Consider the following 24,991-nt stretch of genomic DNA (forward strand, 5'->3'; position numbering starts at 1 on the left):
ACACACAAGGCCAGCCAGATCCACGAGCTTCTGCCCCATCACTGGCAGCACAACGTCTGATCACTGACAAGCGGTGTTTGGCGAACGCTTACGGCTGGAAGCACGCGCCAGCACATGATCTTCCCCCGGCCTTTGCAGGCTCCCTCCCGTTACACGCCTCATAAAAATCGCCCCGGCTGCCGTATGGTAGCCGGGGCGGTTTCGTTTATGTCTGCACAACCGATTGAGCAGCCGACCTAGCGGATCATGGCTTCCATGGCCTCGATCAGGCTGTCCATTTCATCCTCGGTGCCGATGGAAATGCGCATGAAGTCGCGCAGTGCCTCGGTATTGAAGTGGCGTACCAGGATGCTGCGCTCGCGCAGGCCAACGAACAGCTGGGCGGCTTCATGCTCGGGGTGGTGAACCAGCAGGAAGTTGGTCTGGGAGGGCAGGACCTCGAAGCCAAGGTCGCCAAGGCGGCGACGGGTGCGCTCGCGGGTGGTCATCACCTGTTCGCGGCAGGCCTCGAAATAGGCCTTGTCCTCAAGGGCCGCAACGCCGACGGCACTGGCCAGGCTGTCGACCGGATAGGAATTGAAGGAGTTCTTGATCCGCTCCAGGCCTTCGATTAGTTCTCGTGAGCCGATGGCATAACCCAGGCGAAGGCCTGCGAGGCTTCTGGATTTCGAGAAGGTGCCGGTCACCAGCAGGTTGGGATAGCGCTCGACCAGCGGCACGGCACTTTCGCCGCCGAAGTCCACGTAGGCTTCGTCGACCAGCACCACACACTCGGTGACGCGCTCGAGCAGCGCGGCGATGGCGTCGCGGCCATGACCGTGGCCGGTGGGGGCGTTGGGGTTGGCGAAGATGATGCCGCCGCTTTGAGCATCGAAGGCCTCCAGCGGTACCTGCCATTCATCACCCAGTGCCACGGTGCGATAGTCGACGCCATACAGGCGGCAATACACCGGGTAGAAGCTGTAGCTAATAGCCGGCATCGACAGCGGCAGGGGCTGGCGGAAGAAGGCCTGAAAGGCCAGAGCGAGTACTTCGTCCGAGCCATTGCCGACGAATACCTGCTCGACCTCGACACCATGCTCCTTGGCCAGTGCCTCGCGCAGGGCGCGCGAGTCCGGGTCTGGGTAGAGGCGCAGATGATCGACCGAGTAATCGCGCAGCACCTGCTCGACGCCCGGCGCCGGCGGATAGGGGTTCTCGTTGGTGTTCAGCTTGATCAGGCGCTCGCGCGGCTGTTCACCCGGGGTATAGGGCGTCAGTTCGCTGACGCCGGGGCTCCAGAACTTGCTCATGGGCACTCGCATTCAAGGTGGGGATGGGACTTTGGTCATGGTGACGCGCCTGACGGCCCTTCGCAAGCGGCGGCCATGCTAGTGTTGCAAGGCTAATTCAGGAGCTCACGATGATTGCGCAGATTCTTGCCACCCTGTTGCCGGTCTTTCTGATCGCCGGCTGCGGCACCCTCTATGGACGTTATCGCAGTCCCGACATCCGCGGCCTCAATACCCTCAACATGGAACTGTTCGTGCCCATGCTGGTGTTCGCCGTGCTGGCCGACCAGCAGGCACCGCTTCAGGACTATGCGGCCCTGGCCCTGGCGGCTGCGGTGGTGGTCCTGGGTTCCGGCCTGGTGCTATGGCCACTGGCGTGCTGGCTAAGGCTCGATCTGAAGACCTTCCTGCCGCCGATGATGTTCAACAACTCGGGCAACATGGGCATTCCACTGATCGTGCTGGCCTTCGGCGATCAGGCCCTGCCCGCTGCCGTGGTGCTGTTCATCGTCGAGATGCTTTTGCACTTCTCGGTGGGGCTCTACATGCTCAGCCCGCATACCCCGCTGTGGCGGCTGCTGCGCATGCCCATCGTGCTGGCGAGTCTCGCCGGCCTGGCCTTCAATCTCGGTGGGATTCCCCTGCCGGGCTGGTTGCTTGAAGCGCTCGATATGCTCGGCGGCGTCTGCATTCCGCTGATGCTGTTCGCTCTTGGCGTGCGCATGCTAGATATCGACTTCAGCGACTGGAAGACCGGCGTATTGGGCGCCGTGCTGTGCCCGCTCAGCGGTCTGGTGCTGGCAGCACCGATGATCATCTGGCTAGACCTGTCCGGCCTGCAGGCGGCGAGCCTGTGGGTGTTTGCCGCGCTGCCCCCGGCGGTGCTCAACTACCTGGTGGCCGAGCAGTATCGCCAAGAGCCCCACAAGGTCGCCTCTCTGGTGCTGATCGGCAATCTGGGCAGTCTGGTCGTGATGCCGCTCGTGCTCGGGCTGGTGTTCAGCTATCAGCTGGTCACCCCGGCAGGTGCGGGCTAGGTCGGGTCAGCGCTCCAGACGAGTGAGCTGCCGCTCCAGCTTGCTCATGGTATTCAGCAGGTCGCGATACTCTCCTGAAGAGAGCGTCGCCAATAGCTCGGCCTCCCAGGCCCGCGCCTGGGGAATCAGTTCGCTGAGCAACGCCTCGCCCTCCTGGGTCAGATGCAGATAGTGCACCCGCTGGTCCTGCGCCGATTGAGTACGGCGGATCAACGCCCGACTTTCCAGTGCCTGAATGGCCCGCGACACCTTGGCCTTGTCCATGCGGGTATGCTCACCGATCTGCTTGGCGGTGAGCTCCTCGCGATGGCTGAGCCAGGCCAACACCCGCCATTCGGCGATGGTGATGCCGAATCGCTCACCGTAGATCCTCGACAGCGCCTGACTGATGCGATCCGCCAGACTGTTCAGCCGGTAGGGCAGGAACTGCCCGAGGTCGAGCTCGGGTCGCTCATCGCGTGGCGCACTAACGTCGCTAACAGAGCCATCGCTAACAGAGCCGTCGCTAGCAGAGCCGTCAGGCGTAGAGTCGGGGAGCTTAGGGTTATGAGAGCGAGAGGGCATGGCCTGTCTCCTGATGTTCGCTGACGAATGCGTGTGAAAGCAGGGCGTGCGGTTGCATGCAAAAGCTGCCTGACGACCCGGTTCGGCCATTATGCGTCAGCCGGCGGCAAGGCAGAACGGATCATCTGCAACGATCTGGCGTTGCCTGCGTGAACCTCAGATAGCCTGATCCCATAAGACCTTGGTGGATATTGAGTGGATGGTCTAGCTGTGCTTTCATTTGAACGTATAGTTTCATATGAAACCAATTGTCCGGTTGTCAGAGCCAAGATGTCCCGTATGGCGACAGCCATCACACGATCACCACGAGGCCAGGAGCATGTCTGCGTCATCGAACGAGCTTTCCTATCAGAGCGGTTTTCGTAACCACTTCGCCAGCGAGGCACTGCCGGATGCGCTGCCAAAGGGGCAGAACTCGCCCCAGCGCTGTCCCTATGGGCTCTATGCCGAGCAGTTGACCGGCTCGGCCTTTACCTCGCCGCGCCATCAGAACCTGAGAAGCTGGCTGTATCGCATCCGCCCCTCGGTGGCGCAGAGCGGCTGTCGTCGGTTACCGGAAGGGCGGGTTGCCACCGCGCCCCTGGCCGGGCAGGCCGATCCCAACCAGATGCGCTGGGACCCGATGCCGCTGCCTGAAGCGCCCACCGACTTCATCGATGGCCTCGAGACCCTCGCCGCCAACGGCGATGCCGCGGCCCAGGTCGGCTGCGGCGTGCATCTTTATGCCTGCAACCGTGACATGACCGAGCGCTTCTTCTACGACGCCGACGGCGAGCTGCTGATCGTGCCGCAGCTGGGGGCTCTGGTGCTGCGCACCGAGCTTGGCGTGCTAGCGGTCTCGCCCGGTGAGATCGCGGTCATTCCCCGCGGCATCAAGTTCCAGGTGCGGCTGGCCGAGGGCTGTGACGCGGCCAGGGGCTATGTCGGTGAGAACTACGGAAGCCCGCTGGAGCTGCCGGGCCTTGGGCCGATTGGCGCCAACGGCCTGGCTAACCCGCGGGACTTCCTGAGCCCGGTGGCCGCCTATGAAGAGCTGCCGGGCGACTTCGAGCTGGTGGCCAAGTTCGGCGGCGGCTTCTGGGCGAGCCGGCTCGATCATTCGCCGCTGGACGTGGTGGCCTGGCACGGCAATTACGCGCCCTACAAGTACGACCTGGCGCGCTTCAACACCGTTAATTCGGTGAGTTTCGACCACCCGGACCCCTCGATCTTCACCGTGCTGACATCAATTTCCGACACCCCGGGCATGGCCAACCTAGATTTCGTGATCTTCCCGCCGCGCTGGATGGTCGCCGAACAGACTTTCCGTCCACCGTACTTCCATCGCAACCTGATGAGCGAGTTCATGGGACTGATCGAGGGTGTCTACGACGCCAAGGCGGAGGGGTTTTCCCCCGGCGGTGCCAGCCTGCACAACTGCATGTCGCCTCACGGCCCGGACGTGGCGACCTTCGAGGCCGCCAGCGCCGCCGAGCTTTCCCCGCAGTATCAGGGCGAGACCCTGGCCTTCATGTTCGAGAGTCGCTACGTCTTCCAGCCGACCGGGGCAGCGCTTGCCGCCGACTTTCGTCAGCGGGACTACGTCGACGTCTGGAAGGGCCTTGCCTCTCATTTCGACCCGACATCGCCCTGAGCTTGGGCAGGCTGCTCACGGCGATACCCAACCTTTCCTCTTCAGCGTATCACCCTCACCACAGGATCTTTTCCATGAAACTTGCCACCCTGAACAGCGGCCGCGACGGCGAACTGGTCGTGGTTTCCCGTGACCTGACACGCGCCGTGCGCGCTACCGACATCGCGGCCACCCTGCAGCAGGCCATCGAGGCCTGGGATACGCTCGCCCCGCGCCTTGAGGCCCGTTATTCAGCCCTTAACGATGGCACCGCCGAGGGCGATTTCGCCCTCGAGGTGGCCGCCCTGCATTCGCCGCTGCCGCGAACCTATCAATGGGCCGATGGTTCTGCCTATCTCAACCACGTGCAACTGGTGCGTCAGGCTCGCGGTGCCGAGATGCCCGAGACCTTCTGGACCGATCCGCTGATGTATCAGGGCGGTGGCGATCATTTCCTGGCGCCGACCGAGGACATCGAGGCGATCAGCGAGGAACACGGCATCGACTTCGAGGGCGAGATCGCGGTGATCACCGATGACGTGCCCATGGCGGTGACCCCGGAGGCCGCCTCAGGCCACATCAAGCTGATCATGCTGGTCAATGACGTCAGCCTGCGCGGCCTGATTCCCGGCGAGCTTGCCAAGGGGTTCGGCTTCTTCCAGGCCAAGCCGGCCTCCAGCTTCTCGCCGGTCGCCGTGACCCCGGACGAACTGGGCGACGCCTGGCAGAACGGTCGCGTGCACCTACCGCTTAGCGTGCACCTCAACGACGACGCCTTCGGTGTGCCCGAGGCCGGTCCGGACATGATCTTCGGTTTCCCTGAACTCGTCGCCCACGCTGCCCGCACGCGCCACCTCGGCGCCGGTGCGGTGATCGGCTCCGGCACCGTCTCCAATCCGGATGCCGACGGCGGGCCGGGCAAGCCGATGCGTGACGGCGGCGTGGGCTACAGCTGCCTGGCCGAAGTGCGCATGGTCGAGAAGATCCTGTACGACGAGGTGAAGACGCCCTTCATGCGTTTTGGTGATCGGGTGCGCATCGAGATGTTCGACCGCGACGGTCAGAGCATCTTCGGCGCCATCGACCAACAGGTGGTGAAGTACCGGCCGCAGTGAGCGGATGACCTGAGAGGACAAAGATCATGACGCTTTACGGCTATTACCGCTCCTCGGCGGCCTATCGGGTGCGCATTGCCCTGAACCTCAAGGGACTCGATGTCGCCCAGGTGCCGGTCGACCTGGCCGGCGGCGCGCAGCGCGAGGAGAGCTTCCGGGCGATCAACCCGCAAGGGCTGGTGCCGGTGCTTGAGACCGACGACGGCGAGCGGCTGACGCAGTCGCTTGCGATCTGCGAGTATCTAGACGAGCGCTATCCCTCGTCACCGGCCCTGCTACCGGAAGACGCCGCCGGGCGCGCGCGGGTGCGCGGGCTTGCCCAGCTGATCGCAAACGAGATCCATCCGCTCAACAACCTGCGGGTGCTCAGGTATCTGATCGGCGATCTCGAACTGGATGAAGATGCCAAGCTTGGCTGGTATCGCCACTGGGTGGCAGAGGGCTTTACGGCGCTCGAGGCCATGCTCGAAAGCGAGCAGACCGGGCGTTGCTGCCACGGCGATACGCCCACCCTCGCCGATATCTGCCTGGTGCCCCAGGTCTATAACGCCGAGCGCTTCGACTGTGATCTCTCCGCCTATCCGCGCCTTCGCGCCGTCGCCGAATACTGTCGCGGGCTGCCCGCCTTCGAACAGGCGAGCCCGTCGCGACAGCCCGATGCACGCTAAGCCGAAGCGAGCAAGCAAGCGCGGTGACCGTGCCAAGGGCATCACGGGTCGCGAAGCGCACGCCTTGAGCACTGCATCTGTAAGCAGTTTCTGTAAATAGTGGCCTTTGGCGTGCTACGGGCGACTCGCGTTACTGTCCGTCGGCGCCACTTGACGTTATGCTGTGAGACAACCGCCGCCGCCGCGGCGCGTGTCTCACAGCTAGGAGAAATACATGCAGATTAGGACGCTGCTGGCCGGGACCTTCATGCTTGCCTCTCTGGCAGGCTGTGCCACCGGTCAGATGGATCAGACCGGTGGAGAAGTCATTGATCAAGTGGCGCATTACGAGGGCACTCTGCCTTGCCGTAACTGCGCCGGCATTGATATCAATGTCGAACTCGATGGCACTGAAGATGGTGCCGCCGCCGATCGCACCTTCAGCCTGAATGCCAGCTATCGCGAGCATCCGCAGAATCCGCCGGACGAGACCTATACCGGCCAGTGGAGCGTGCTCACCGGTACCCCGGTCGACCCCGAGGCTACCGTCTACGAGCTTACGCCCCAGGGCGAGGGACAGATCTATTACTTCCTCAAGATTGACCCGGACACCCTGGAGCTGATCGACCCCCAGCGTCGGCGCTTCCAGAACCGCGACATGCTGCAGCTGCAGCGCCAGACCGCCAGCCAGTAAGTCAGGCAGCGTCAATGGCATGTGAAGAGGCGGCCCGCGCGGGCCGCCTCTTTTTGTCTGGTGTCTCTTTTTGTCTGAGCCTGTTTTGCCCAACGCCTCGGGCGCACACGTCGCATCGCGTGCCCCGGCTGGTAGAATAGGGCCTTTTATCCGGTGGAGCCTGGCATGGCCAAAGCGAAGAGTGCGTTCGTCTGCACCGAGTGCGGTGCCGAATATCGCAAGTGGCAGGGCCAGTGCACCAGCTGTCGCGAGTGGAACTCGCTGAGCGAGGTGCGCCTGGCCCCGGCCCGTCCCGGCGCCGCGCCTAGCGCAAGCGGCGGGCGCAGCGGCTATGCCGGCGGCGTCTCCCGGGATGTCACCGATCTGGCGTCGGTAGACCTGACCGAAGTGCCCAGGCTTTCCTCCACCTTCGGCGAGTTCGACCGGGTGCTGGGCGGCGGCCTGGTGCCGGGCTCGGCGGTGCTGCTGGGCGGCCATCCAGGCGCCGGCAAGTCGACCCTTTTGCTGCAGACCGCCTGCAAGCTGGCCCAGGAGCGCTCCTCGCTGTATGTCACCGGTGAGGAATCACTGTCGCAGGTCGCGATGCGCGCCCAGCGCCTTCAACTGCCGACTCAGGGTCTCAAGATGCTCGCCGAGACCAGCGTCGAGACGATTCTCGGCGTCGCCGAGCGCGAGCGCCCTGAAGTGCTGATCATCGACTCCATCCAGACCATGCACCTCGAGGACATCGCCTCGGCCCCCGGCGGCGTGGCCCAGGTACGCGAGTCCGCGGCGGCGCTGACCCGCTTTGCCAAGCAGTCCAACACGGTGCTGCTGCTGGTCGGTCACGTCACCAAGGACGGCAGCCTGGCCGGGCCCAAGGTGCTAGAGCACATGATCGATGCCTCGTTGCTGCTTGAGGGCGGTGCCGACTCGCGCTTTCGCACCCTGCGTGGCCAGAAGAACCGCTTCGGTGCGGTCAACGAACTCGGTGTCTTTGCCATGCTCGAGCACGGCATGAAGGAAGTGAAGAACCCCAGCGCCATCTTCCTGTCGCGCAGCGAAGAGCAGGCCTCAGGTAGCCTGGTGATGGTGGTCTGGGAAGGCACGCGGCCGATCCTGGTCGAGGTGCAGGCGCTGCTCGACGACTCGCCGCTGGGTAACCCGCGTCGCATCGCCGTGGGGCTAGACGGTAACCGGCTGTCGATGCTGCTGGCGGTGTTGCACAAGCACGGCGGGCTCTTCACCGGCGATCAGGACGTCTTTCTCAACGTCGTCGGTGGGGTCAAGGTGCTGGAGACCAGCGCCGACTTGGCCGTGCTGCTGGCGGTGGTCTCCAGCCTTCAGAACCGCCCGCTGCCCCGCGAGCTGGTCGTGTTTGGCGAGGTCGGGCTGTCCGGCGAGATTCGCCCGGTGCCGAGCGGCCAGGAGCGGATCGTCGAGGCCGCCAAGCACGGCTTCACCCGCGCCATCGTGCCCCGCGGCAACGCCCCCAAGAACTCGCCGCCCGGCATGGAAGTGGTCGCCGTCGACAAGCTGGCCGACGCCCTCGAAGCCCTGTGATACCGGCCCTTGAGAGGTAGGCCCCTTGAGCGATAGAACCCATGGTGGCCGACGCCCGACATTGAAAACGCCTTCAGCAAGGAGATCGTGATGAGTGCGATTCGTCTGACCGAATACAGCCGCGGCGCGGGCTGCGGCTGCAAGATTGCCCCCGACGTGCTCGACGGCATCCTCGCCAAGGCCGGGCCTGCTACCAGTCACTCGCGGCTGATCGTCGGCAATCAGGGGCGTGAGGATGCCGCCGTCTACGACCTGGGCGACGGGCGAGGGATGATCGCTACCACCGACTTCTTCACACCGATCGTCGATGACCCCTTCGATTTCGGCCGCATTGCCGCCATCAACGCCATCAGCGACGTCTATGCCATGGGCGGCAATCCGGTGATGGCGCTGGGCATCCTCGGCTGGCCGCTGGACAAGCTCGGCGCCCATATCGCCGGCGACGTGGTGGCCGGCGCCCAGGCGGTGTGCCGCGAGCACGGCATGGCGCTGGCCGGCGGGCACTCGATCGATTCGCCGGAGCCGATCTTCGGCCTGGCCGTCAACGGCCTGGTGGATCTCGAGCACCTGACCCTCAACAAGGGGGCCGAGGTCGGCGACCTTTTGTATCTGACCAAGCCGCTCGGGGTAGGCCTTCTGACTACCGCCGAAAAGCAGGGGCTGGTCAAGCCCGGACACCAGGGGCTGGCGCGGGAGACCATGCTCGCCTCCAACCGGATCGGTGCCGACTTCGCCAGGATCAAGGGCGTGCATGCCATGACCGACGTGACCGGTTTCGGCCTCGCTGGCCATCTGAGCGAGGTCTGCGAGGCCAGCGGTGTGGCAGCACGGATCGACTTCAAGCGTCTGCCGCGCCTCGCCGAGGCCGAGCACTACCGGCGCCTGGGTGCCGTGCCCGGCGGCACCCGGCGCAATCGCGAGGCGCTCGGCGAGCGGCTGCCGGTGATGGACGAGGCCCACTGGCAGTGGCTTTGCGACCCCCAGACCTCTGGCGGCCTGCTGCTGGCCGTTCACCCTTCCTGGGCCGATGATATCGAGCGTGCCGGCCGTGCCCATGGCCTGAGCCTCGCCCCCTTCGGCGAGATCGTCGCCGCCCACGGCGCCACCCGCCTCGAGGTGACAGGATGAACCTGCCCCAGATCGACCCCAGTCTTGACCTGCTGCGTGAGCGCCGCCGCCTGATCGACGTTCGCGCGCCGGTGGAGTTCGCCCAGGGCGGGCTGCCCGGCGCCGTCAACCTGCCGCTGATGGATGACGAGGAACGCCACCGGGTCGGCATCGCCTACGCACAGCAGGGCCAGCAGGCGGCCATTGAGCTTGGGCAGCGGCTGGTCGCCGGGGGCATCAAGCGCGCCCGGATGGCCGCCTGGCAGCAGGAACTCGAGCAGTACCCGGACGCGGTACTCTATTGTTTTCGCGGGGGGCTGCGCTCCGAAATCGCCCAGCAGTGGCTATGGGATGTAGGCATCGAGCGTCCGCGAATTCGCGGTGGCTGGAAGGCCATGCGCAAGCTGATCTGCGATCACGTCGATGCCGCCAGCGAGCGCCCGATGCTGGTGGTCAGCGGCCTGACCGGTTCGGCCAAGACGCCGCTGATCAACGGCCTCGGTCAGGGGCTCGACCTCGAGGGCTGTGCCCGCCACAAGGGCTCGGCCTTCGGTCGCCACCCGATGCCGGCGCCCAGCCAGATCGACTTCGAGCATGCTATAGGCATGGGGCTTTTGAATCTTGAGGACCCGCAGGGTCCGGCGGTGGTCGAGGACGAATCGCGCCACATCGGCGCCGCCAACGTGCCGTTGATCTTCTGGCGTGGCATGGAAGAGGCTCCGCGCATCCGCGTCGAGATGCCGCTGGACTGGCGGCTGGCGCAGATCCGCAAGGACTACATCGACGATCTTTGGGCGCTATATCAGGGCCAATACGGTGACTGGCTGGGTTGGGCGCTGATGCGCAAGCAGCTTTCCACGGCGCTGGGCCGGCTGCGCAAGCGCCTGGGGCTTGCGCGCCTGCAACGCCTGCAGCGGCTGCAGACGCTGGCCTTTCGCGAACACGAGCGCGGCAACCGCCAGGCGCATGAGGCCTGGCTGGGGCCGCTGCTCACCGAATACTACGATCCGCTGTATCGCCACCAGCTCGAGAAGCACCCCCACACCTTCCTGCATGTGGGGGACTGGGATAGCTGCCTTGAGTTCGCCAAGGACTGGTCAGCGCGCCACGCTGCGTAGCCACTGCACCATCAGCCGGTCGAGCAGCGCTGCCTGGTGGTCGACGCGCCGCGTGTCGGCAAGAATGGCCTCGGGTGCCTGCACGTGGAGGCCCTCCAGGGGGCTGGCGCCTGCGTGCGTCTGCGCCGCGAGATGCTCGAAGAGCGCCGAGATGCTGGCGTCGGTGGCTTCCAGATGACACTGCAATGCCACCACTCGGCCTCGGTCCCAGGCGAAACCCTGCAGCGGGCTCGCCTCGCTGCCGCCCAGCGGCAGGGCGCCGTCGGGCAGGCCGAAGATGTCACGCTGCCAGCTGAAGGCCTCGAAGGTCTCGGGCAGGTCGAAGGGACTCTCCGGGGCGAGTTCGATGCGCTGCCAGCCAAGGGCCGGATAGGTGCCGCGGGAGACAATGGCACCCAGGCCCTCGGCGATCAGCCGTGCCCCCATGCCGACGCCGAGCACCGGCTTGCCGCTCTTCAGCGCGCGGGTCAAAAGCTTCTTCTCGCGGGCGAGCCAGGGATGAGTCGCGGTATCATCGACGGCAAGATCACCGTCGAGCAGCACCAGGGCGTCGCAGTCCGCGAGTCGCGGCGGCGCCTCGCCGGCGTAGAGGTGGCAGCTGTTGTGGCTGTGGCCCATGCTGTCCAGCCAGTCGGCGAAGCGGGCCGGGCCCAGGCCCGCAGCATGCTGAAGAAAGTAGATATGCATGGCGTCATGATGACCGGGGCGGGGGCGAGGCGTCCAGCGCCGGTTAGGCAGCGGCATCACGGTGCGGTTATCCAGGCATGATCATCCAGGCACGATCATCCAGGTACGATCATCCCGGCACGCTTAACACGCGACAGGCATTACGCTAACAGGGATCACGATTAGGGGAGGGGGCATGGCCAGCAGCGCCGTACTTGAGCAGATCTACACCATCGTCGCCCAGATTCCGGAGGGCCGCGTCACCACCTATGGCAGCGTGGCCAAGATGACGGAGGGCGCCACTGCGCGCATGGTCGGTGGCGCCATGCGCCATCTGCCGGAGGGCCACGGCTTGCCCTGGCATCGGGTGATCAATGCCACCCGGCGCGTCACCGAGCATGGCGGCGCCGTTCGCCAGCGCGAGAAGCTCCGCGCCGAGGGCGTGGTGTTCGATGCGCGGGGCAAGGTCCCGGCCGACCTGCTCTGGCCCTGAGGCAAGGCTGCGGCCTGCTTGCTCACGCGCGCATACTCACACGCTTACTTACTTACTTACTTTCTTGCTTGCTGTCTTTCCCCCTATTTCCAGGAGACTCCATGACCCAGCCCGCCGGTGGCTTCAATGCCCGCCTGAAGAATCTCGACGCGCGCCGTCGCCTGGCCTTCATGGCCGCCCTCAGCGAGCGACTGATGCCCAACTACGCCCTCTATGCGGATCATGCCGAAGCCGGCGATCCAGCGGCGTTGCGCAACATCCTCGATCTGATCTGGGAGCACCTGACGGTGAAAGGCGCCAAGATCGACTTCGATCGTCAGGCCGAGAAGCTCGCCGAGCTCGAGCCGCCGGTCGATGACGACAGTTTTGGTGCACGGCGCGCCCTGGAAGCGGTGATGGCGATCTCGGCGATGCTCGACACCCTGCGCGGCGAAGCGCCGGAGGCGGTGCTGGAAGTCAGCCGTGCTTCGCTCAGCGGCGTGCGTGCCTTCATCGAGGTAAGCGAAGGCGAGGAAGACGAAACGCGGCTGGCGGCGCTGATCCGCGAGCATGAGCTGATGGCGGATGAACGCGACTTTCAGGATGCGGTGCTGGAAGCGGTCGAGGAAGGGGAGCTGGATCGCGACGCCCTCAAGGCGCTCAAGCGCCTGGGGCGTAACGAAGGGGTGAGCAATCTGGGGCTCACCCTCGACTAGGAGGGTGCAGGAAAGGTGCCGGGAGGGTGCAGGCACGGCGAGCAGCTAGAAGCTAGAAGCGCACCCCGGCATTGAACATCGCGCCGGCGGTGCCGAACAGCAGCACGTCGGCTTCGAAGCGGCCCCAGCGCGCGCCTATGGTGGGCAGGATCGCCGGAGCGATGCCCAGGCTGTTATAGGAGATCTTGTCCTTCTTGTCGCCGTCATAGCCACGCAGCCCACCGGCGGTGAGCTTGGCACGTACTTCCACGTCTTCGCTGGGCTGCCAGAGAGGAAATTCGCGACCGGCATAGAAGTACCAGATCGGCTGGTCGAAGGAGTTTTTCAACCAGGCCGCGCCGGTGAACCAGCGCTCGGGGTTGTGCACTTCCACGCCGATCAGGTTCTGCTGGTCGTTGTACTCCTCGTCATCGTCCTCGTTGGTCGAGTAATGCGTGGTCCATAGGCTGGTCTGTACCAGGCCATGATCGTAGGTGAAGAACCCTTCAGCCTGGGCACATGAAGGCACGAGCAGGCCCGCCAGCAGCAGCCCCAGCGCATACTGTCTGATGCTCGTCTGTCGGGCTTTTGTCGCCAGGCCTTGGCGCTGAGTCGGAATCATGGCGTCCTCAAAGTCTCATCTCGATGCCCTGGTCTGCCATGTAGCGCTTGGCATCGGGAATGCTGTATTCGCCAAAGTGAAAGATGCTGGCGGCCAGTACCGCATCGGCCCGGCCCTTGGTGACGCCCTCGACCAAGTGATCGAGGGTGCCGACGCCACCGGAGGCGATCACCGGCACGCACACCGCATCAGAAATGGCGCGGGTCAGCTCGTTATCGAAGCCGATCTTGGTGCCGTCGCGGTCCATGCTGGTCAACAGCAGTTCCCCGGCGCCCAGTTCGACCATCTTCTGGGCCCACTCCACGGCGTCCAGGCCGGTCGGCTTGCGGCCGCCGTGGGTGAAGATCTCCCAGCGCGGTGTCTCGCCTTCGGCGGAGACCCGCTTGGCGTCGATGGCCACCACGATGCACTGGCTGCCGAAGCGCTGGGTCGCTTCAAAGACGAATTCCGGGTTGCTCACCGCTGCGGTGTTGATCGACACCTTGTCGGCGCCGGCGTTGAGCATGGTGCGGATGTCGTCGCAGGTACGAATGCCGCCGCCCACGGTCAGTGGAATGAACACCTCGCCGGCAATGCGTTCGACCATCTCGACGGTGGTGCCGCGGTCTTCATGGCTTGCCGTGATGTCGAGAAAGGTGATCTCGTCGGCGCCCTGCTGATTGTAGCGCTTGGCGATTTCCACCGGGTCACCGGCATCGCGGATGCCGACGAAATTGACGCCCTTGACCACGCGACCGGCGTCGACGTCGAGACAGGGGATGATGCGTTTAGCGAGTCCCATGAGTCAGCCCTCCGCTTATGAGTGAGTGGCAGCAGCGCCGGCGAGTTCGTCGCACAGGCGCTGGGCCTCGGCGAGGTCCAGGCTGCCCTCGTAGATGGCGCGGCCGGTGATGGCACCGAGGATGCCGTCGTCGGCGACCTTGGCCAGCGCCCGCAGATCTTCGAGGTTGGTGACCCCGCCGGAGGCGATGACCGGCAGGCCGCCGTGGCGGGCAAGCTCGGCGGTGGCCTCGACGTTGACGCCCTGCATCATGCCGTCGCGGGCGATATCGGTGTAGACGATCGAGGACACGCCATCATCGGCGAAGCGCTTGGCCAGATCGGTGGCCTTGATGGTGGAGACCTCGGCCCAGCCGTCGGTGGCCACGAAGCCGTCGCGGGCATCCAGGCCGACGATCACATGGCCCGGGAAGGCGCGGCACATCTCGGTGACGAAGGCCGGTTCCTTGACCGCCTTGGTGCCGATGATCACATGAGACACCCCGGCGTCCAGATAGTGCTCGATGGTGTCGGCGCTGCGAATGCCGCCGCCGATCTGGATCGGCAGGTCCGGGTAGGCGCGGGCGATGGCGGTGACCGCCTCGCCGTTGACCGGCGCGCCCTCGAAGGCGCCGTTGAGGTCGACCAGGTGCAGGCGGCGAGCGCCGGCCTCGACCCAACGGGCCGCCATGGCCACCGGGTCATCGCCATAGGTGGTGGAGTCGTCCATTCGACCCTGCTTCAGGCGAACGCACTTGCCGTCCTTGAGATCGATGGCGGGAATTACCAGCATGTCGTGTCCTCGTGGGCGCCTTGTGGGGCGCGAATGAAGGTGATGCGTAAACGGGGCGCGATCAGGGCGTCCACTGCACGAAGTTCTCGAGCAGGCGCAGGCCAGCCGCCGAACTCTTCTCCGGATGGAACTGGGTCGCGAAGACCGGCCCGCGACCCACTGCCACATGCGCGGTGACGCCGCCGTATTCGGTGGTGCCGAAGACATCGGCATCCTCGGCGGCATCGACGTAGTAGCTGTGCACGAAATAGAAGCGATCGCCGTCCTCGATGCCTTCCCACAGCGGGTGGTCGTGACGTTGAGTCACCTGGTTCCAGCCCATGTGCGGGACCTTGAGGCGTTCGCCTGCGGCATCGGTCATGTCGGCGGGGAAGCGCCGCACGCGGCCCGGCAGGAAGCCCAGGCAGGCCACGCCGCCATTCTCCTCGCTCTCGTCGAGCAGCATCTGCTGGCCGACGCAGATTCCCAGCAGCGGTTTGTCGCCGTTGGTCAGCAGTTCCTGCACCAGGCCCTTGACCTCGCTGCGCTCCAGCTCGCCCATGCAGTCGCGGATCGCGCCCTGACCGGGCAGCACTAGCCGGGTGGCGCCACGAATACGGCGGGCATCGCGGGTCACCACCACGTTTTCATGAGTGACGTGCTCCAGGGCCTTGGCGACGCTGTGCAAATTGCCCATTCCATAATCGATGACGGCAATGGTCATGCTGCGCTCCTTGTCGAGTAAGTGGCCGAGTGAGTGGCCTGGCGGCCTGAGAGGCGAAGAGGCATCATCATGCCATCATGACAGCTTACAGGCTGCCTTTGGTGGACGGCATCTGGCCGGCCATGCGCGGATCTTCGGCGGTGGCCATGCGCAGCGCGCGGCCAAAGGCCTTGAAGATGGTCTCTGCCTGATGGTGGGCGTTGAAGCCCTTCAGGTTGTCGATGTGCAGGGTCACCTGGGCGTGATTGACGAAGCCCTGGAAGAACTCCCAGAACAGCTGGGTGTCCAGCGTGCCGAGGCTTCCCCGAGTGAATTCGACGTTCATGAACAGACCCGGGCGGCCGGAGAAATCCACGACCACGCGAGAAAGCGCTTCGTCCAGCGGCACATAGGCGTGGCCATAGCGGTAGATGCCACGCTTGTCGCCGATGGCCTTAGCGAAGGCCTGGCCCATGGTGATGCCGAGATCCTCGACGGTGTGGTGAGCGTCGATATGCAGGTCGCCCACCGCCTTGATGTTCAGGTCGATCAGCCCGTGGCGCGCCACCTGGTCGAGCATGTGGTCGAGAAAAGGCACGCCGGTCTCGCAGTTAAGCTCACCCTTGCCATCGAGGTTCACGCTTACCGTGATCTGCGTTTCCTTGGTGTCGCGGGAAACCGTGGCGGTACGCTGGGTCATGATGGCTTTACTCCTGCGCTGAGCGCATTGCGGTGAAACGCCGTCGCGCGGCAGCGAACGACGGAGGTCGAGCCAGCCATTATAGTGAATCGCGCCCCCCATCCGCTACAATGCGGGATATTGTCGGGTTGCCCCGTTAGCCAAGGAGAAACGTCGATGCCGGTTACCCTGCTAAAGGTTACCAAGGACGAATGGGAACGGGACCCGCAGCTCGCCCTGGATCTTGCCCGAATCTACGCCGATGTGCCCGCCGAGCGGCTGCCGCTGCCGGCGGATGACTATATTCGCGATCAGCTCGAACGACAGGGTACCTTCTGCTGTGGCCGCTTCAATGACCGCTTGCTCGGCGCCGTGGCGATGAATGTTGTCGACGAGGCCTGGTGGCTGTCGAACCTGTGTATTCGCAAGACCACCAGACGCCGCGGCGTGGCCTCCCGGCTGGTGACGTTGATCTGCCATGAGGCCCTGCGCGACGGCTACCTGCTGCGGGTCGCGACCTCGACGCTGCTGCTGGGCGATGAGCTGTTGCTCAAGAAGATGGGCTTCAGGCTGGTCGCCGGCGGTGAATACTACGAAATGGACCCCAATGCTTCACTAGGAGGTAAAGGATGAGAGCACTGTTACGTACGCTGCTGGCAGTGGTAGGGATACTGGGCTTGGTAGTGGTGGGTGCAGTGGTCTATATCACGACCTTCTTCGACCCCGAGGACCTGAAACCGCATCTGGTACAGGTGGTACGCGATCAGAGCGGCCTGGAGCTTAAGCTCGATGGCCCACTGGCCTGGTCCTTCTATCCGCGCCTGGGGCTTAGCGTGGCCGATGCCGAAGCCCGTCTGCCCGACCAGCCCGAGAACGAGCAGGCCTTCCTGGCCTTCGATCAGGCCGAGGTCAGCCTCGCCTTCACGCCGCTGCTGTCCGGTCAGGTGGCCATCGACGGCCTGAACCTCGACGGCATGCGCCTGAACCTCAAGCGCGACGCCGAGGGCCGCGGCAACTGGCAGACCCTGGTCGACCGGCTCGAGCGTCAGCAGGAACAGGCCACCAGCGACGCCGGGGCTGAGCCGGTCGTTGCCGAGGCCGAGGCTCAGACAGCGGCACAGACAAGCAGCGAGAGCGCCAGCGAGACGACCAGCGAGACGACCAGCGACTCGTCTTCAACGCTGCCCGGTGATCTGGGCGGCAAGAACGGCGTGGCGGTGGCACTCGACATCGCTCGTGTTGACCTCACCAACGGCAGCATCCGCTATTCCGACCGTCAGAGCGGCCATGCCTGGCACATTGACTCCCTGAATATCAGCGGCAGCAACGTCAATCCCGCCAAGGCCTTTCCGCTCAGTGCCGATTTCGCCCTGTCGTCGTTCCTGATTCCCGAGGGGCAGTCGCGGGAGGCCGAGGCCCAATGGGTCAGCCAGATGAACCTGGGCAGCCGGGTGAAGCTCGGCCTCGACGACGGTCGCTACGTGCTGAGCGACCTGAAACTTACCACCGACACCCAGTTGGCCGGCACCGATGGCAAGCAGCAGAAGGCCAATCTGAGCTTTCCCAGCCTCGAAGCCGACATCAACAGCGGCCGCTATGTGCTCGAAGGCGGCACCCTGGAGGCCAGCCTGTCGCACCCGTCGCTTGGCGAAAAGGCGCTGCCGCTGTCGCTCACCTTTGCCGCCGACGCCGATCTCGAGGCCCAGACCCTGCGCGTCAGCGAATGGCAGCTCAGCGGAGAAGACAGCCTGAAGCTTGGTGGCAACCTGCGCGTCGAACAGCTGCTCGACGCTCCGCAGTATCGCGGCCAGCTGACCCTCGAACCGCTGTCGCTGCGCACCTGGCTCGAACGCCTGGGCAGCCTGCCCGAGACCGCTGATGACGCCGCGCTCGATAGCCTGGCGCTGTCCAGCCCGCTGGAAGGCGATCTCGAGCGGGTCAGCCTGCCGAGCCTGACCCTTAAGCTGGATGACACCACCCTCAGCGGTTCGCTGTCCGCCGGCCTCGATGGCCGCTCGCTGGCGCTCGACCTGCAGGGCGATGTGCTGAATCTCGATCGCTATCTGCCGCCGGTCGAAGAGGGCAGCGACAGTGCCCAGGCAAGCGCCGAGAGCGAGGCCACCGATCAGGCGACCGGCGAGGCGAGCCAGGCAGGCGCTGCCGCAGTTAGCCAGGCCGGTGGAGAACTGGTACCGGTCGCGACCCTCAAGGCCCTGGACCTCAACGCGGATATCGCCCTCGAGCGACTCACCGTGAAGGGGATGGATCTTGAACAGGTGGTGCTCAAGGCCCGTGGCAGCAACGGCCAGCAGCGCCTGGAGCGCTTCGACGCGCGCTTCTTCGACGGGACCCTTGCCGTCAGTACCGGGCTCGATCTGCGCGAGACGCCGCTGCGCTGGCGCTTTGCTCCGACGATCAAAGATGTTGCCGCCGAACCCTTCCTCGCCGCACTCACCGGGGAAGAGGCGCCGCTGCGCGGCCGGCTCAACCTTGGCGGCGAGCTGACCACCCGCGGCAATAGCGCCGCCGAGCTGCCGGCGAAGCTCAACGGCCAACTGAATGCTCGCATCGACGATGGTGCGGTGTTCGACGTCAACGTCTCTGAGGAGCTATGCACCGCCGTGGCGCTGCTCGAAGGCAAGCAGACCAGCCGCGAGTGGAGCCCTGATACCCGCTTCGGCAGCGCTAGCGCGACCCTCAACATCCGCGATGGCGAGGTGAGAAACGACGACCTGGACATCAGCATCCCCGGCATCCAGGTAACCGGCGAAGGCAAGGTCGGCCTGGTCGACAAGCGCCTCGACTATCGCGCCGCAGCGCGCTTCGTCGATACCGCCGACGCCGCCTGCGAGGTCAACCCGCGGCTGACCAAGGTGCCGCTGCCGGTGCGCTGCGAAGGCGATCTGTCCGGCGCGCCCGCTGACTGGTGTAGCTTCGATCGCGGCGCCTTCCGCGATGCCGTGGCCAATCTCGCCCGCCAGGAAGTCGAAGCCAAAGCTGGCGAAGAAGTCCAGAAACGTCTCGACGATGCACTGGAAGGCATCGATAAACGTATCGGCGAAGATGCCTCCGGGGAACTTCGCAACGCCCTCAAGGGTCTATTCCAGTAGTCGTGAGCCGCCGGTGATGAATCGGCCCTTATGACGAGACGTTTCATGCAAGCCTGTCCTGCGCCGACCTCACCGTCGGCGCTTTTTTTGTGGTGCTGTTTTTTACGTCCACGCTCGTCACCCCACGCCTTTATACGCCCAAGCCCTTTACGACCAAACCTGTCCGCCGGTTACCCTTCACGCCCACTGCTGTAAGCGGCACCATCCATGACTCAACTGTCCATGACCAAACCGCCCATGACCGATATCCCCGAAACCGTCGAGCCGATCGACCTCTCGCCCGACGAGTTCCAGCGCCGCCTGATGGCCTGGTTCGACGAATACGGACGCAAGACGCTGCCCTGGCAGCACAACACCACGCCCTATCGGGTCTGGGTCTCCGAGATCATGCTGCAGCAGACGCAGGTGGCCACGGTGATTCCCTACTACGAACGCTTCATGGAGCGTTTCCCCGACGTGAACGCCCTGGCCGGCGCCTCACAGGACGACGTGCTGCACCTGTGGACCGGACTTGGCTATTACGCTCGCGGCCGTAACCTGCATAAGGCCGCCCAGGTCGTCGTGAATGAGCATGGCGGCGAGTTCCCCGTGCACAGCGTCGAAGCCATGGCCGCGTTGCCCGGTATCGGCCGCTCGACCGCCGGGGCCATCATCAGCATCAGCACCGGCGAGCGGGCGGTGATCCTCGATGGCAACGTCAAGCGCGTGCTAACACGCCTGCACGCCGTCGAAGGCTGGCCGGGGCGACCCAAGGTCGAACGCCCACTGTGGGCGCTTGCCGAGCGCTACACGCCCCATCATCGCCTGCCCGACCATACCCAGGCGATGATGGACCTGGGCGCCACTCTGTGCCGGCGCGGCAGCCCCAGCTGCCTGCTGTGCCCCTTCGAGGACGTGTGCCTGGCTCACGCCCGCGGCCAGGAAAAGCGCTTCCCCGAATCCAAGCCCAAGAAGGCGCTGCCCGAGCGCTCGACCATCATGCTGCTGCTGCACGACGAAGCGGGCCGCGTGCTGCTTCAGCAGCGCCCCGCCGTGGGCCTGTGGGGCGGCCTGTGGTGTTTTCCCCAGTTCGATGACCGCGAGGCCCTAACAGACTGGCTGGACGCTCACGCGCCCGGTGCCGAGCTGGCACCCGCCTGGGACGCCTTCAACCACACCTTCAGCCACTTTCGCCTGGCCATTACCCCGCAACCCGCTCGCGGCCGACAGGCTGCCGTGACCGAAGGCGGGGGCCTCTGGTATAACCCCAGCAAGCCGGCCAGCATTGGCTTGGCCGCGCCGGTCAAGGCGCTGCTCGAGTCGCTGGCGCGACTCGCCAGCCCATCCAACCCGCAAGACCCGGAGTGATCCCATGAGCCAGACCGTGTTCTGCCGCAAGTACCAGCAGGAGCTCGAAGCCCTGCCGTTTCCGCCGCTGCCCGGCCAGAAAGGCCAGGAGATCCAGGCCAGCGTTTCCAAGAAGGCCTGGGAGGAGTGGCAGGCGCTGCAGACTCGCCTGATCAACGAGAAGCATCTCAGCATGCTCGACCCCAAGACCCGCGAGTACCTGATGGAGCAGATGGAACGCTTCCTGGATAATCGCGATACCGACCAGGCAGAAGGCTACGTACCGCCCAGCCAGTGATTTTTCTTCATTCCATCTCTTTGAAAGAAAAAGGGTTGACGCGCGGAAAGCTTTCTAGTTAAATACGTCCTCGTTGGCACGGGCCAGATAGCTCAGTTGGTAGAGCAGGGGATTGAAAATCCCCGTGTCGGGGGTTCGATTCCCTCTCTGGCCACCAATCTGCTGGGGTATAGCCAAGTGGTAAGGCACCGGTTTTTGGTATCGGCATTCGCAGGTTCGAGTCCTGCTACCCCAGCCACTGCCAACCCAGATTAAGTAGCATCATCTGGTACTTGTAGTTAGTGAGTTGCCCCCGCCGGCATAGCTCAGTTGGTAGAGCAACTGACTTGTAATCAGTAGGTCCCGGGTTCGACTCCTGGTGCCGGCACCATTAAAAGGCAGCACATACAAGTAGTTAGATATAAAGAGGTCGCCCATCGAGGCGGCTTTTTTGTGTGCGTGTCTACATTTTGCCTATGGCCCGTAAAGTACTACAGCTAGCGAGTTGATTGCAGCCACATGAGTTTTGGCATTACCTCGCTTCGGCCTTGGCACCAAGAGATACAACCTACCAGCGCCCCGCTTAGCGGCTTCCTTTGGTATATTCCTTAGCTTGTAGCTCAATCAGAGCTTGTTGAGCTAACCCAACTGCTAAGGATGCCCTCAAGGAGCAACCATGGTTGAGGCCCCCATCCGTGTGAGACGCCCTTCTTACAGGTGCAGCAACCCGAAGAAACAAGCCAAGATGCTGAAGCTCAGCATGGCAGCTATCCTGTTGGAGAGGCACATCAATAATCTCCTACAGGAGCAGGGTGCTCCCATCGCCAATTACATGTATTACGAGATTGCTAGCGATAGGGGCTCTCGGAAGAAGTCGTGAGCGACCTGTGCTTCGGCATCGATGGAGGGCGTCATGGCTTCAGTGTGGTTCGCTCAGACCTAACTGATGAAGAGGCTTTGGAACTGATGCACTCCAAGTAGACCTTGTCGCTAAAACAGCCCTGCCGGCTCGGCTTCTACATTTCAACTGAAGATCAGCACTTCGCTGACCTCTGCGCTCATGACGTCGACGCTGTAGCGGATGTTGGTGCTCTCGATGTGGAAGTCTGCGAGGCTCTGGGATATCGGGTTGATCGTTGAGGCTGGTAATCGCCTTGCCCTATAGCCATCCAGATACTCTTTGGTGGCCTCATCGCCACGTGCTGCATAAATTGCGATGCTACGCTTCTAGGTATCTGGCATGCCGATTCAGGATTGGCTGGGCCATAGCGTCAATGGCTGGTAGAGGGGGCATAACGGCACCTCTGGACTGGCGGGTAGTATCTTCACGACAGAGCTTTAATGTTGTGAATGGATGGTTTCAATTTTTCAGTGCCGCAGGGAGGCAGTAATGATAAAAAAAATCAAGATCAAAGGCTATCGCAAACATAAAAGCTTTGAGTTCGAGCCAAACCCTAGATTTAATCTCATTGTGGGGTCTAATGAAAGTGGGAAGTCTACGTTCCTTGAGGCGGTAGTTCTGGCTCTAACGGGAAGGGTGAATGGAAGAAGAGCTTCAGAAGAGCTTAATCCTTTTTGGTTTAATTCTGACCTTGTTAGGGAGTTTGTTGAAAATAGACAGGCAAGAGGCAACGCAGCCTTTCCTGAGATATCCATAGAGATTTTTCTGGAAAATCTGCCAGAGTTGCAAAACTTGTGCGGTGCGATAAATAGTGACGTACCGACCAATGCTTGCCCAGGCGTGGCAGTAAGTATTAAGCCAAATAAGGACTACGAGGAAGAACTCGAAAAGTGGGCCGCCAATCCCACAGAGATAATTCCCGTGGAATACTATGAAGTTGAGTGGAGGTCTTTTGCTGACAAGGTTCTTTCCACGAGGCCGAGACAGCTTGCAACAGCCGTTATAGACTCTAGAACAGTACGCTCAACTGCCGGTATAGATTATCATCTTAGACAGATTTTAAGTGATTACCTAGAGAGCTCGGAACGGGCGGAGATATCATTAACATATCGCAACATTAAAGCCTCTATGTCAGACGAGAGTCTAAAAGGTGTAAATGCTCGAATTGGAGAGTTGAATGCAGCATTACACCATCAGCCTATTTCGCTCGCAATGGATCAAAGTTCCAGAGCCTCGTGGGAAGAGTCTATTAGTCCACATGTGAGTGATATTCCTTTTTCAATGTCGGGCCAAGGTCAGCAAGCTGCAATAAAGATTTCTCTTGCGATGAACAGAAGTTCTGAGTATGCAAGATTTGTGATGATTGAAGAGCCTGAAAATCATCTTTCACACACAAGTCTTACAACACTGATATCAAGAATAGAGTCTCTTGCCAGAGATAATCAGCAAGTTTTTATAACAACCCATAGCTCTTTTGTTCTAAATCGTCTTGGTCTTAATTCTATTATGTTGGTCGGAGATGAAGGCGCTAAGAAAATTCCGGAACTTAACCCCGGTACTGTTGGTTATTTTAAGAAGCTTCCCGGCTATGACACATTAAGAATGGCGTTGGCAGAGAAAGTTGTTTTGGTCGAGGGGCCCTCTGATGAAATAATCTTCGAAAGAGTTTTTAAAGATATCTTTGGCATAAGGCCGATGGAGGCTGGGGTTGACGTTATAAGCATGAGGGGGTTGTCTCTTCAAAGGTGTTTAGAGCTTTGCGCTGCACTTAACAAGCCTGTGGCAGCCATGCGTGATAATGACGGAGATAATCCGGAATCTCTTCGTGAAATAGTATGTGAATGGCTAGAGCCAGAAAGGAGGGAGCTGTTCATTGGTGCGGTGGAAAACGGCCAAACGCTTGAACCACAGCTTATAAGTCACAATGATGAGATTCAATTAAGAAGGATCTTAGGTATACAGGATCGAGCGGACTTGAGTACATGGATGACTCGTGAAAAAACGGAAGGTGCTTTGAGGATAGCTGAGTCAGAAGAAAGCATCATTGCACCCGACTATATGGAGAGAGCTGCAAGGTTTATTTATGCCGAATAACAAGCTATCCCTTGCAGTTGCAGGGTCCAGAAAAACTCAAAGCATCGTGGATCAATGTGGGCAGGTTGGTCGCGAAAATAAGGTTTTGATTGTAACATTTACTCAGGCGAACCAAGAAGAGATAAAGAGTCGCTTGTCGACCAATGCCGGTGGTTCTGGCAATATAACTGTATTGGGGTGGTACGGATTTCTTATAAATGATTTTGCGAAGCCGTTTGTGCCATTTAAATTTAAAGGGCGAAGGGTTGAAGGTTTTAATTTCGAGGGAAATCCCAGTAGATATGCAAGAGGTGAGCGAAGGTTTTTTGATAGCCAAGGAGCTGTATATGCATGCGAGCTCGCAAGGCTTTCATACGAACTAATGGGGTTGAGTGCCGGGGCTCTAGTGAATCGCCTGGAATGCATTTATGATTATATTTTCATTGATGAAGTTCAGGATTTGAGTGGCTATGATTGGGAGATAATTGATGAGCTGCTTTCCTCTAGCATAAATATTGATATGGTTGGAGATGTTAGGCAGGCAGTTCTTTCTACTAATCCTAGAGGCAGGAAGAATAAGGGTTATGCATACGCTGAAGCCATACATTGGTTCAGGGAAAAGGAAAGGCAGGGAGTTTTAGAGATAGAAGAAAGGAATGTTACATATAGGTGTCGTCCTGAAATTGCAAGTTTTTCGGATAAGATATTTGGTAACGAGCTTGACTTTCCTTCTACCTTTTCAGAAAACCATTTTGAGACTGGTCATGATGGCATATTTACAATAAGGCCAGATCAAGTCGAAGAATATGTGAGACGCTATAATCCTCAGTGTTTAAGGTATTCTTCTGCATCTGGAAAAACTTTAGGCTTAGAGTTTTTAAACTTTAAAGCATGCGGTAGTTTTCAACCCAGTTGTCCAAATCGCTTCCATTAAGCAGCTTTCTGATTCCGTTCTTTTTCCTGCGGCTTGCCAGGATTGAGCGATACTTGTCCGATGGCCTCCCAGCGTCGAACGTCGCCAGACCAGCGCTTGGGATTCAGGCGCTTTGCGCGTTCATAAACCCCTTTTCGCTCGGCCAAGCGCTTAGTATCCGTGCCACGATGCCGGTCGGCAGGCGTGACGAAGTTAATGCCACTGTGAAGGTGTTGTTCATTGTAGGCGTGCTCGAACGACAACATCCATTCCCGCACAACGGCCAGTGAGGAAAAGCCCTTCGCTGGCCACGCTG

The 24,991-nt window shown here is 61.9% G+C and carries 24 protein-coding genes, 3 tRNA genes and 1 pseudogene; 19 read left to right on the forward strand and 9 right to left on the reverse strand.

Annotated elements, in window-relative coordinates; translation table 11 throughout:
* Positions 1-236 precede the first annotated feature (236 nt).
* Entirely contained in the window at positions 237-1,292 is a 1,056-nt protein-coding gene (gene hisC, locus BCL93_RS16630) for a histidinol-phosphate transaminase (RefSeq protein ID WP_112056491.1), read from the reverse strand.
* Positions 1,293-1,402: 110 nt separating this feature from the next.
* On the opposite strand from hisC, the gene BCL93_RS16635 reads away from it, so the two are divergent.
* Positions 1,403-2,308, forward strand: a complete 906-nt coding sequence (locus tag BCL93_RS16635) for an AEC family transporter (protein ID WP_112056492.1) — start codon at positions 1,403-1,405, stop codon at positions 2,306-2,308.
* Positions 2,309-2,314: 6 nt separating this feature from the next.
* Here BCL93_RS16635 and BCL93_RS16640 read toward each other — a convergent pair whose 3' ends face one another.
* A complete protein-coding gene (locus BCL93_RS16640; RefSeq protein ID WP_112056493.1) occupies positions 2,315-2,872 on the reverse strand; it encodes a MarR family winged helix-turn-helix transcriptional regulator in 558 nt (185 codons plus the stop codon).
* A gap of 319 nt (positions 2,873-3,191) precedes the next feature.
* On the opposite strand from BCL93_RS16640, the gene hmgA reads away from it, so the two are divergent.
* The 7 genes from hmgA to mnmH all read left to right on the forward strand — a co-directional run bounded on the left by hmgA (position 3,192) and on the right by mnmH (position 10,707).
* Positions 3,192-4,505: a homogentisate 1,2-dioxygenase gene (hmgA, locus tag BCL93_RS16645; RefSeq protein ID WP_112056494.1), complete on the forward strand. Its 1,314-nt coding sequence runs from the start codon at positions 3,192-3,194 to the stop codon at positions 4,503-4,505.
* Positions 4,506-4,579: 74 nt separating this feature from the next.
* Complete coding sequence (locus tag BCL93_RS16650) at positions 4,580-5,599, forward strand: fumarylacetoacetate hydrolase family protein (RefSeq protein WP_112056495.1); 1,020 nt, start codon at positions 4,580-4,582, stop codon at positions 5,597-5,599.
* Positions 5,600-5,622: 23 nt separating this feature from the next.
* A complete protein-coding gene (maiA, locus tag BCL93_RS16655; protein ID WP_220086305.1) occupies positions 5,623-6,267 on the forward strand; it encodes a maleylacetoacetate isomerase in 645 nt (214 codons plus the stop codon).
* A gap of 214 nt (positions 6,268-6,481) precedes the next feature.
* Positions 6,482-6,940, forward strand: a complete 459-nt coding sequence (locus BCL93_RS16660; RefSeq protein ID WP_112056497.1) for a copper resistance protein NlpE N-terminal domain-containing protein — start codon at positions 6,482-6,484, stop codon at positions 6,938-6,940.
* A 165-nt stretch (positions 6,941-7,105) separates the two neighbouring features.
* Positions 7,106-8,482 (forward strand): DNA repair protein RadA, encoded by a 1,377-nt coding sequence (radA, locus tag BCL93_RS16665; RefSeq protein ID WP_112056498.1) that lies wholly within the window; start codon positions 7,106-7,108, stop codon positions 8,480-8,482.
* 87 nt (positions 8,483-8,569) lie between these two features.
* Entirely contained in the window at positions 8,570-9,610 is a 1,041-nt protein-coding gene (gene selD / locus BCL93_RS16670) for a selenide, water dikinase SelD (protein WP_369700252.1), read from the forward strand.
* Positions 9,607-10,707, forward strand: coding sequence for a tRNA 2-selenouridine(34) synthase MnmH (gene mnmH / locus BCL93_RS16675; protein WP_112056500.1), 1,101 nt, complete (start codon positions 9,607-9,609; stop codon positions 10,705-10,707). Before selD ends, mnmH begins: the two co-directional genes overlap by 4 nt.
* Here mnmH and BCL93_RS16680 read toward each other — a convergent pair.
* On the reverse strand, positions 10,687-11,394 hold the full coding sequence (locus tag BCL93_RS16680) for a type 1 glutamine amidotransferase (protein ID WP_112056513.1): 708 nt from the start codon (positions 11,392-11,394) through the stop codon (positions 10,687-10,689). The genes mnmH and BCL93_RS16680 overlap by 21 nt on opposite strands.
* 175 nt (positions 11,395-11,569) lie before the next feature.
* Between BCL93_RS16680 and BCL93_RS16685 the strand changes: the two genes are divergently transcribed.
* Together BCL93_RS16685 and BCL93_RS16690 are read left to right on the forward strand one after the other, a co-directional pair.
* Positions 11,570-11,866 carry an MGMT family protein gene (locus BCL93_RS16685; RefSeq protein WP_112056501.1) on the forward strand — a complete coding sequence of 99 codons (297 nt, stop codon included), beginning with the start codon at positions 11,570-11,572 and terminating at the stop codon, positions 11,864-11,866.
* A 101-nt stretch (positions 11,867-11,967) separates the two neighbouring features.
* The gene (locus BCL93_RS16690) at positions 11,968-12,561 is read left to right on the forward strand and encodes a YjaG family protein (RefSeq protein ID WP_112056502.1); all 594 of its coding nucleotides are present in this window, start codon (positions 11,968-11,970) and stop codon (positions 12,559-12,561) included.
* Between the two features lie 52 nt (positions 12,562-12,613).
* On the opposite strand, the gene BCL93_RS16695 is transcribed toward BCL93_RS16690, so the two are convergent.
* From BCL93_RS16695 to hisB, 5 genes are all read right to left on the reverse strand, one after another.
* Positions 12,614-13,162, reverse strand: a complete 549-nt coding sequence (locus BCL93_RS16695) for a hypothetical protein (protein WP_112056503.1) — start codon at positions 13,160-13,162, stop codon at positions 12,614-12,616.
* A gap of 7 nt (positions 13,163-13,169) precedes the next feature.
* The gene (gene hisF / locus BCL93_RS16700) at positions 13,170-13,943 is read right to left on the reverse strand and encodes an imidazole glycerol phosphate synthase subunit HisF (RefSeq protein WP_112056504.1); all 774 of its coding nucleotides are present in this window, start codon (positions 13,941-13,943) and stop codon (positions 13,170-13,172) included.
* Between the two features lie 15 nt (positions 13,944-13,958).
* Complete coding sequence (gene hisA, locus BCL93_RS16705) at positions 13,959-14,714, reverse strand: 1-(5-phosphoribosyl)-5-[(5-phosphoribosylamino)methylideneamino]imidazole-4-carboxamide isomerase (protein WP_112056505.1); 756 nt, start codon at positions 14,712-14,714, stop codon at positions 13,959-13,961.
* 61 nt (positions 14,715-14,775) lie between these two features.
* Complete coding sequence (gene hisH, locus BCL93_RS16710; protein WP_112056506.1) at positions 14,776-15,417, reverse strand: imidazole glycerol phosphate synthase subunit HisH; 642 nt, start codon at positions 15,415-15,417, stop codon at positions 14,776-14,778.
* An 85-nt stretch (positions 15,418-15,502) separates the two neighbouring features.
* A complete protein-coding gene (gene hisB / locus BCL93_RS16715; RefSeq protein WP_112056507.1) occupies positions 15,503-16,096 on the reverse strand; it encodes an imidazoleglycerol-phosphate dehydratase HisB in 594 nt (197 codons plus the stop codon).
* Between the two features lie 156 nt (positions 16,097-16,252).
* On the opposite strand from hisB, the gene BCL93_RS16725 reads away from it, so the two are divergent.
* The 9 genes from BCL93_RS16725 (at position 16,253) to BCL93_RS16770 (ending at position 24,696) form a co-directional block, all read left to right on the forward strand.
* Positions 16,253-16,708, forward strand: a complete 456-nt coding sequence (locus BCL93_RS16725) for an acetyl-CoA sensor PanZ family protein (protein WP_112056508.1) — start codon at positions 16,253-16,255, stop codon at positions 16,706-16,708.
* On the forward strand, positions 16,705-19,185 hold the full coding sequence (locus tag BCL93_RS16730) for an AsmA family protein (protein ID WP_112056509.1): 2,481 nt from the start codon (positions 16,705-16,707) through the stop codon (positions 19,183-19,185). The genes BCL93_RS16725 and BCL93_RS16730 overlap by 4 nt, the downstream gene beginning before the upstream one ends.
* A 237-nt stretch (positions 19,186-19,422) precedes the next feature.
* On the forward strand, positions 19,423-20,532 hold the full coding sequence (mutY, locus tag BCL93_RS16735; protein ID WP_112056514.1) for an A/G-specific adenine glycosylase: 1,110 nt from the start codon (positions 19,423-19,425) through the stop codon (positions 20,530-20,532).
* Positions 20,533-20,536: 4 nt separating this feature from the next.
* Positions 20,537-20,809 (forward strand): oxidative damage protection protein, encoded by a 273-nt coding sequence (locus BCL93_RS16740; protein ID WP_092528489.1) that lies wholly within the window; start codon positions 20,537-20,539, stop codon positions 20,807-20,809.
* Between the two features lie 81 nt (positions 20,810-20,890).
* Positions 20,891-20,966, forward strand: a tRNA-Phe gene (locus tag BCL93_RS16745).
* A gap of 6 nt (positions 20,967-20,972) precedes the next feature.
* A tRNA-Gln gene (locus BCL93_RS16750) sits at positions 20,973-21,047 on the forward strand.
* Positions 21,048-21,103: 56 nt separating this feature from the next.
* Positions 21,104-21,179 (forward strand) — tRNA-Thr (locus BCL93_RS16755).
* 999 nt (positions 21,180-22,178) lie between these two features.
* Positions 22,179-23,783, forward strand: a complete 1,605-nt coding sequence (locus BCL93_RS16765) for an ATP-dependent nuclease (protein WP_112056511.1) — start codon at positions 22,179-22,181, stop codon at positions 23,781-23,783.
* Positions 23,773-24,696 carry a UvrD-helicase domain-containing protein gene (locus BCL93_RS16770; protein ID WP_112056512.1) on the forward strand — a complete coding sequence of 308 codons (924 nt, stop codon included), beginning with the start codon at positions 23,773-23,775 and terminating at the stop codon, positions 24,694-24,696. Before BCL93_RS16765 ends, BCL93_RS16770 begins: the two co-directional genes overlap by 11 nt.
* On the opposite strand, the pseudogene BCL93_RS17325 reads toward BCL93_RS16770, so the two are convergent.
* Positions 24,693-24,991 (reverse strand): annotated as a pseudogene (locus BCL93_RS17325) (IS3 family transposase); the annotation flags it as partial. The gene BCL93_RS16770 and the pseudogene BCL93_RS17325 overlap by 4 nt on opposite strands.

Source organism: Onishia taeanensis, assembly GCF_003268885.1.
GTDB classification, from domain to species: Bacteria; Pseudomonadota; Gammaproteobacteria; order Pseudomonadales; family Halomonadaceae; genus Onishia; species Onishia taeanensis_A.

What these genes read in the sequence shown, in the direction of transcription:
- hisC (WP_112056491.1), bottom strand. Translation starts at nt 1,292, where the DNA reads ATGAGCAAGTTCTGGAGCCCCGGCGTCAGCGAACTGACGCCCTATACC.
- BCL93_RS16635 (WP_112056492.1), top strand. Translation starts at nt 1,403, where the DNA reads ATGATTGCGCAGATTCTTGCCACCCTGTTGCCGGTCTTTCTGATCGCC.
- BCL93_RS16640 (WP_112056493.1), bottom strand. Translation starts at nt 2,872, where the DNA reads ATGCCCTCTCGCTCTCATAACCCTAAGCTCCCCGACTCTACGCCTGAC.
- hmgA (WP_112056494.1), top strand. Translation starts at nt 3,192, where the DNA reads ATGTCTGCGTCATCGAACGAGCTTTCCTATCAGAGCGGTTTTCGTAAC.
- BCL93_RS16650 (WP_112056495.1), top strand. Translation starts at nt 4,580, where the DNA reads ATGAAACTTGCCACCCTGAACAGCGGCCGCGACGGCGAACTGGTCGTG.
- BCL93_RS16660 (WP_112056497.1), top strand. Translation starts at nt 6,482, where the DNA reads ATGCAGATTAGGACGCTGCTGGCCGGGACCTTCATGCTTGCCTCTCTG.
- radA (WP_112056498.1), top strand. Translation starts at nt 7,106, where the DNA reads ATGGCCAAAGCGAAGAGTGCGTTCGTCTGCACCGAGTGCGGTGCCGAA.
- mnmH (WP_112056500.1), top strand. Translation starts at nt 9,607, where the DNA reads ATGAACCTGCCCCAGATCGACCCCAGTCTTGACCTGCTGCGTGAGCGC.
- BCL93_RS16680 (WP_112056513.1), bottom strand. Translation starts at nt 11,394, where the DNA reads ATGCATATCTACTTTCTTCAGCATGCTGCGGGCCTGGGCCCGGCCCGC.
- BCL93_RS16685 (WP_112056501.1), top strand. Translation starts at nt 11,570, where the DNA reads ATGGCCAGCAGCGCCGTACTTGAGCAGATCTACACCATCGTCGCCCAG.
- BCL93_RS16690 (WP_112056502.1), top strand. Translation starts at nt 11,968, where the DNA reads ATGACCCAGCCCGCCGGTGGCTTCAATGCCCGCCTGAAGAATCTCGAC.
- BCL93_RS16695 (WP_112056503.1), bottom strand. Translation starts at nt 13,162, where the DNA reads ATGATTCCGACTCAGCGCCAAGGCCTGGCGACAAAAGCCCGACAGACG.
- hisF (WP_112056504.1), bottom strand. Translation starts at nt 13,943, where the DNA reads ATGGGACTCGCTAAACGCATCATCCCCTGTCTCGACGTCGACGCCGGT.
- hisA (WP_112056505.1), bottom strand. Translation starts at nt 14,714, where the DNA reads ATGCTGGTAATTCCCGCCATCGATCTCAAGGACGGCAAGTGCGTTCGC.
- hisH (WP_112056506.1), bottom strand. Translation starts at nt 15,417, where the DNA reads ATGACCATTGCCGTCATCGATTATGGAATGGGCAATTTGCACAGCGTC.
- hisB (WP_112056507.1), bottom strand. Translation starts at nt 16,096, where the DNA reads ATGACCCAGCGTACCGCCACGGTTTCCCGCGACACCAAGGAAACGCAG.
- BCL93_RS16725 (WP_112056508.1), top strand. Translation starts at nt 16,253, where the DNA reads ATGCCGGTTACCCTGCTAAAGGTTACCAAGGACGAATGGGAACGGGAC.
- BCL93_RS16730 (WP_112056509.1), top strand. Translation starts at nt 16,705, where the DNA reads ATGAGAGCACTGTTACGTACGCTGCTGGCAGTGGTAGGGATACTGGGC.
- mutY (WP_112056514.1), top strand. Translation starts at nt 19,423, where the DNA reads ATGACCGATATCCCCGAAACCGTCGAGCCGATCGACCTCTCGCCCGAC.
- BCL93_RS16740 (WP_092528489.1), top strand. Translation starts at nt 20,537, where the DNA reads ATGAGCCAGACCGTGTTCTGCCGCAAGTACCAGCAGGAGCTCGAAGCC.
- BCL93_RS16765 (WP_112056511.1), top strand. Translation starts at nt 22,179, where the DNA reads ATGATAAAAAAAATCAAGATCAAAGGCTATCGCAAACATAAAAGCTTT.
- BCL93_RS16770 (WP_112056512.1), top strand. Translation starts at nt 23,773, where the DNA reads ATGCCGAATAACAAGCTATCCCTTGCAGTTGCAGGGTCCAGAAAAACT.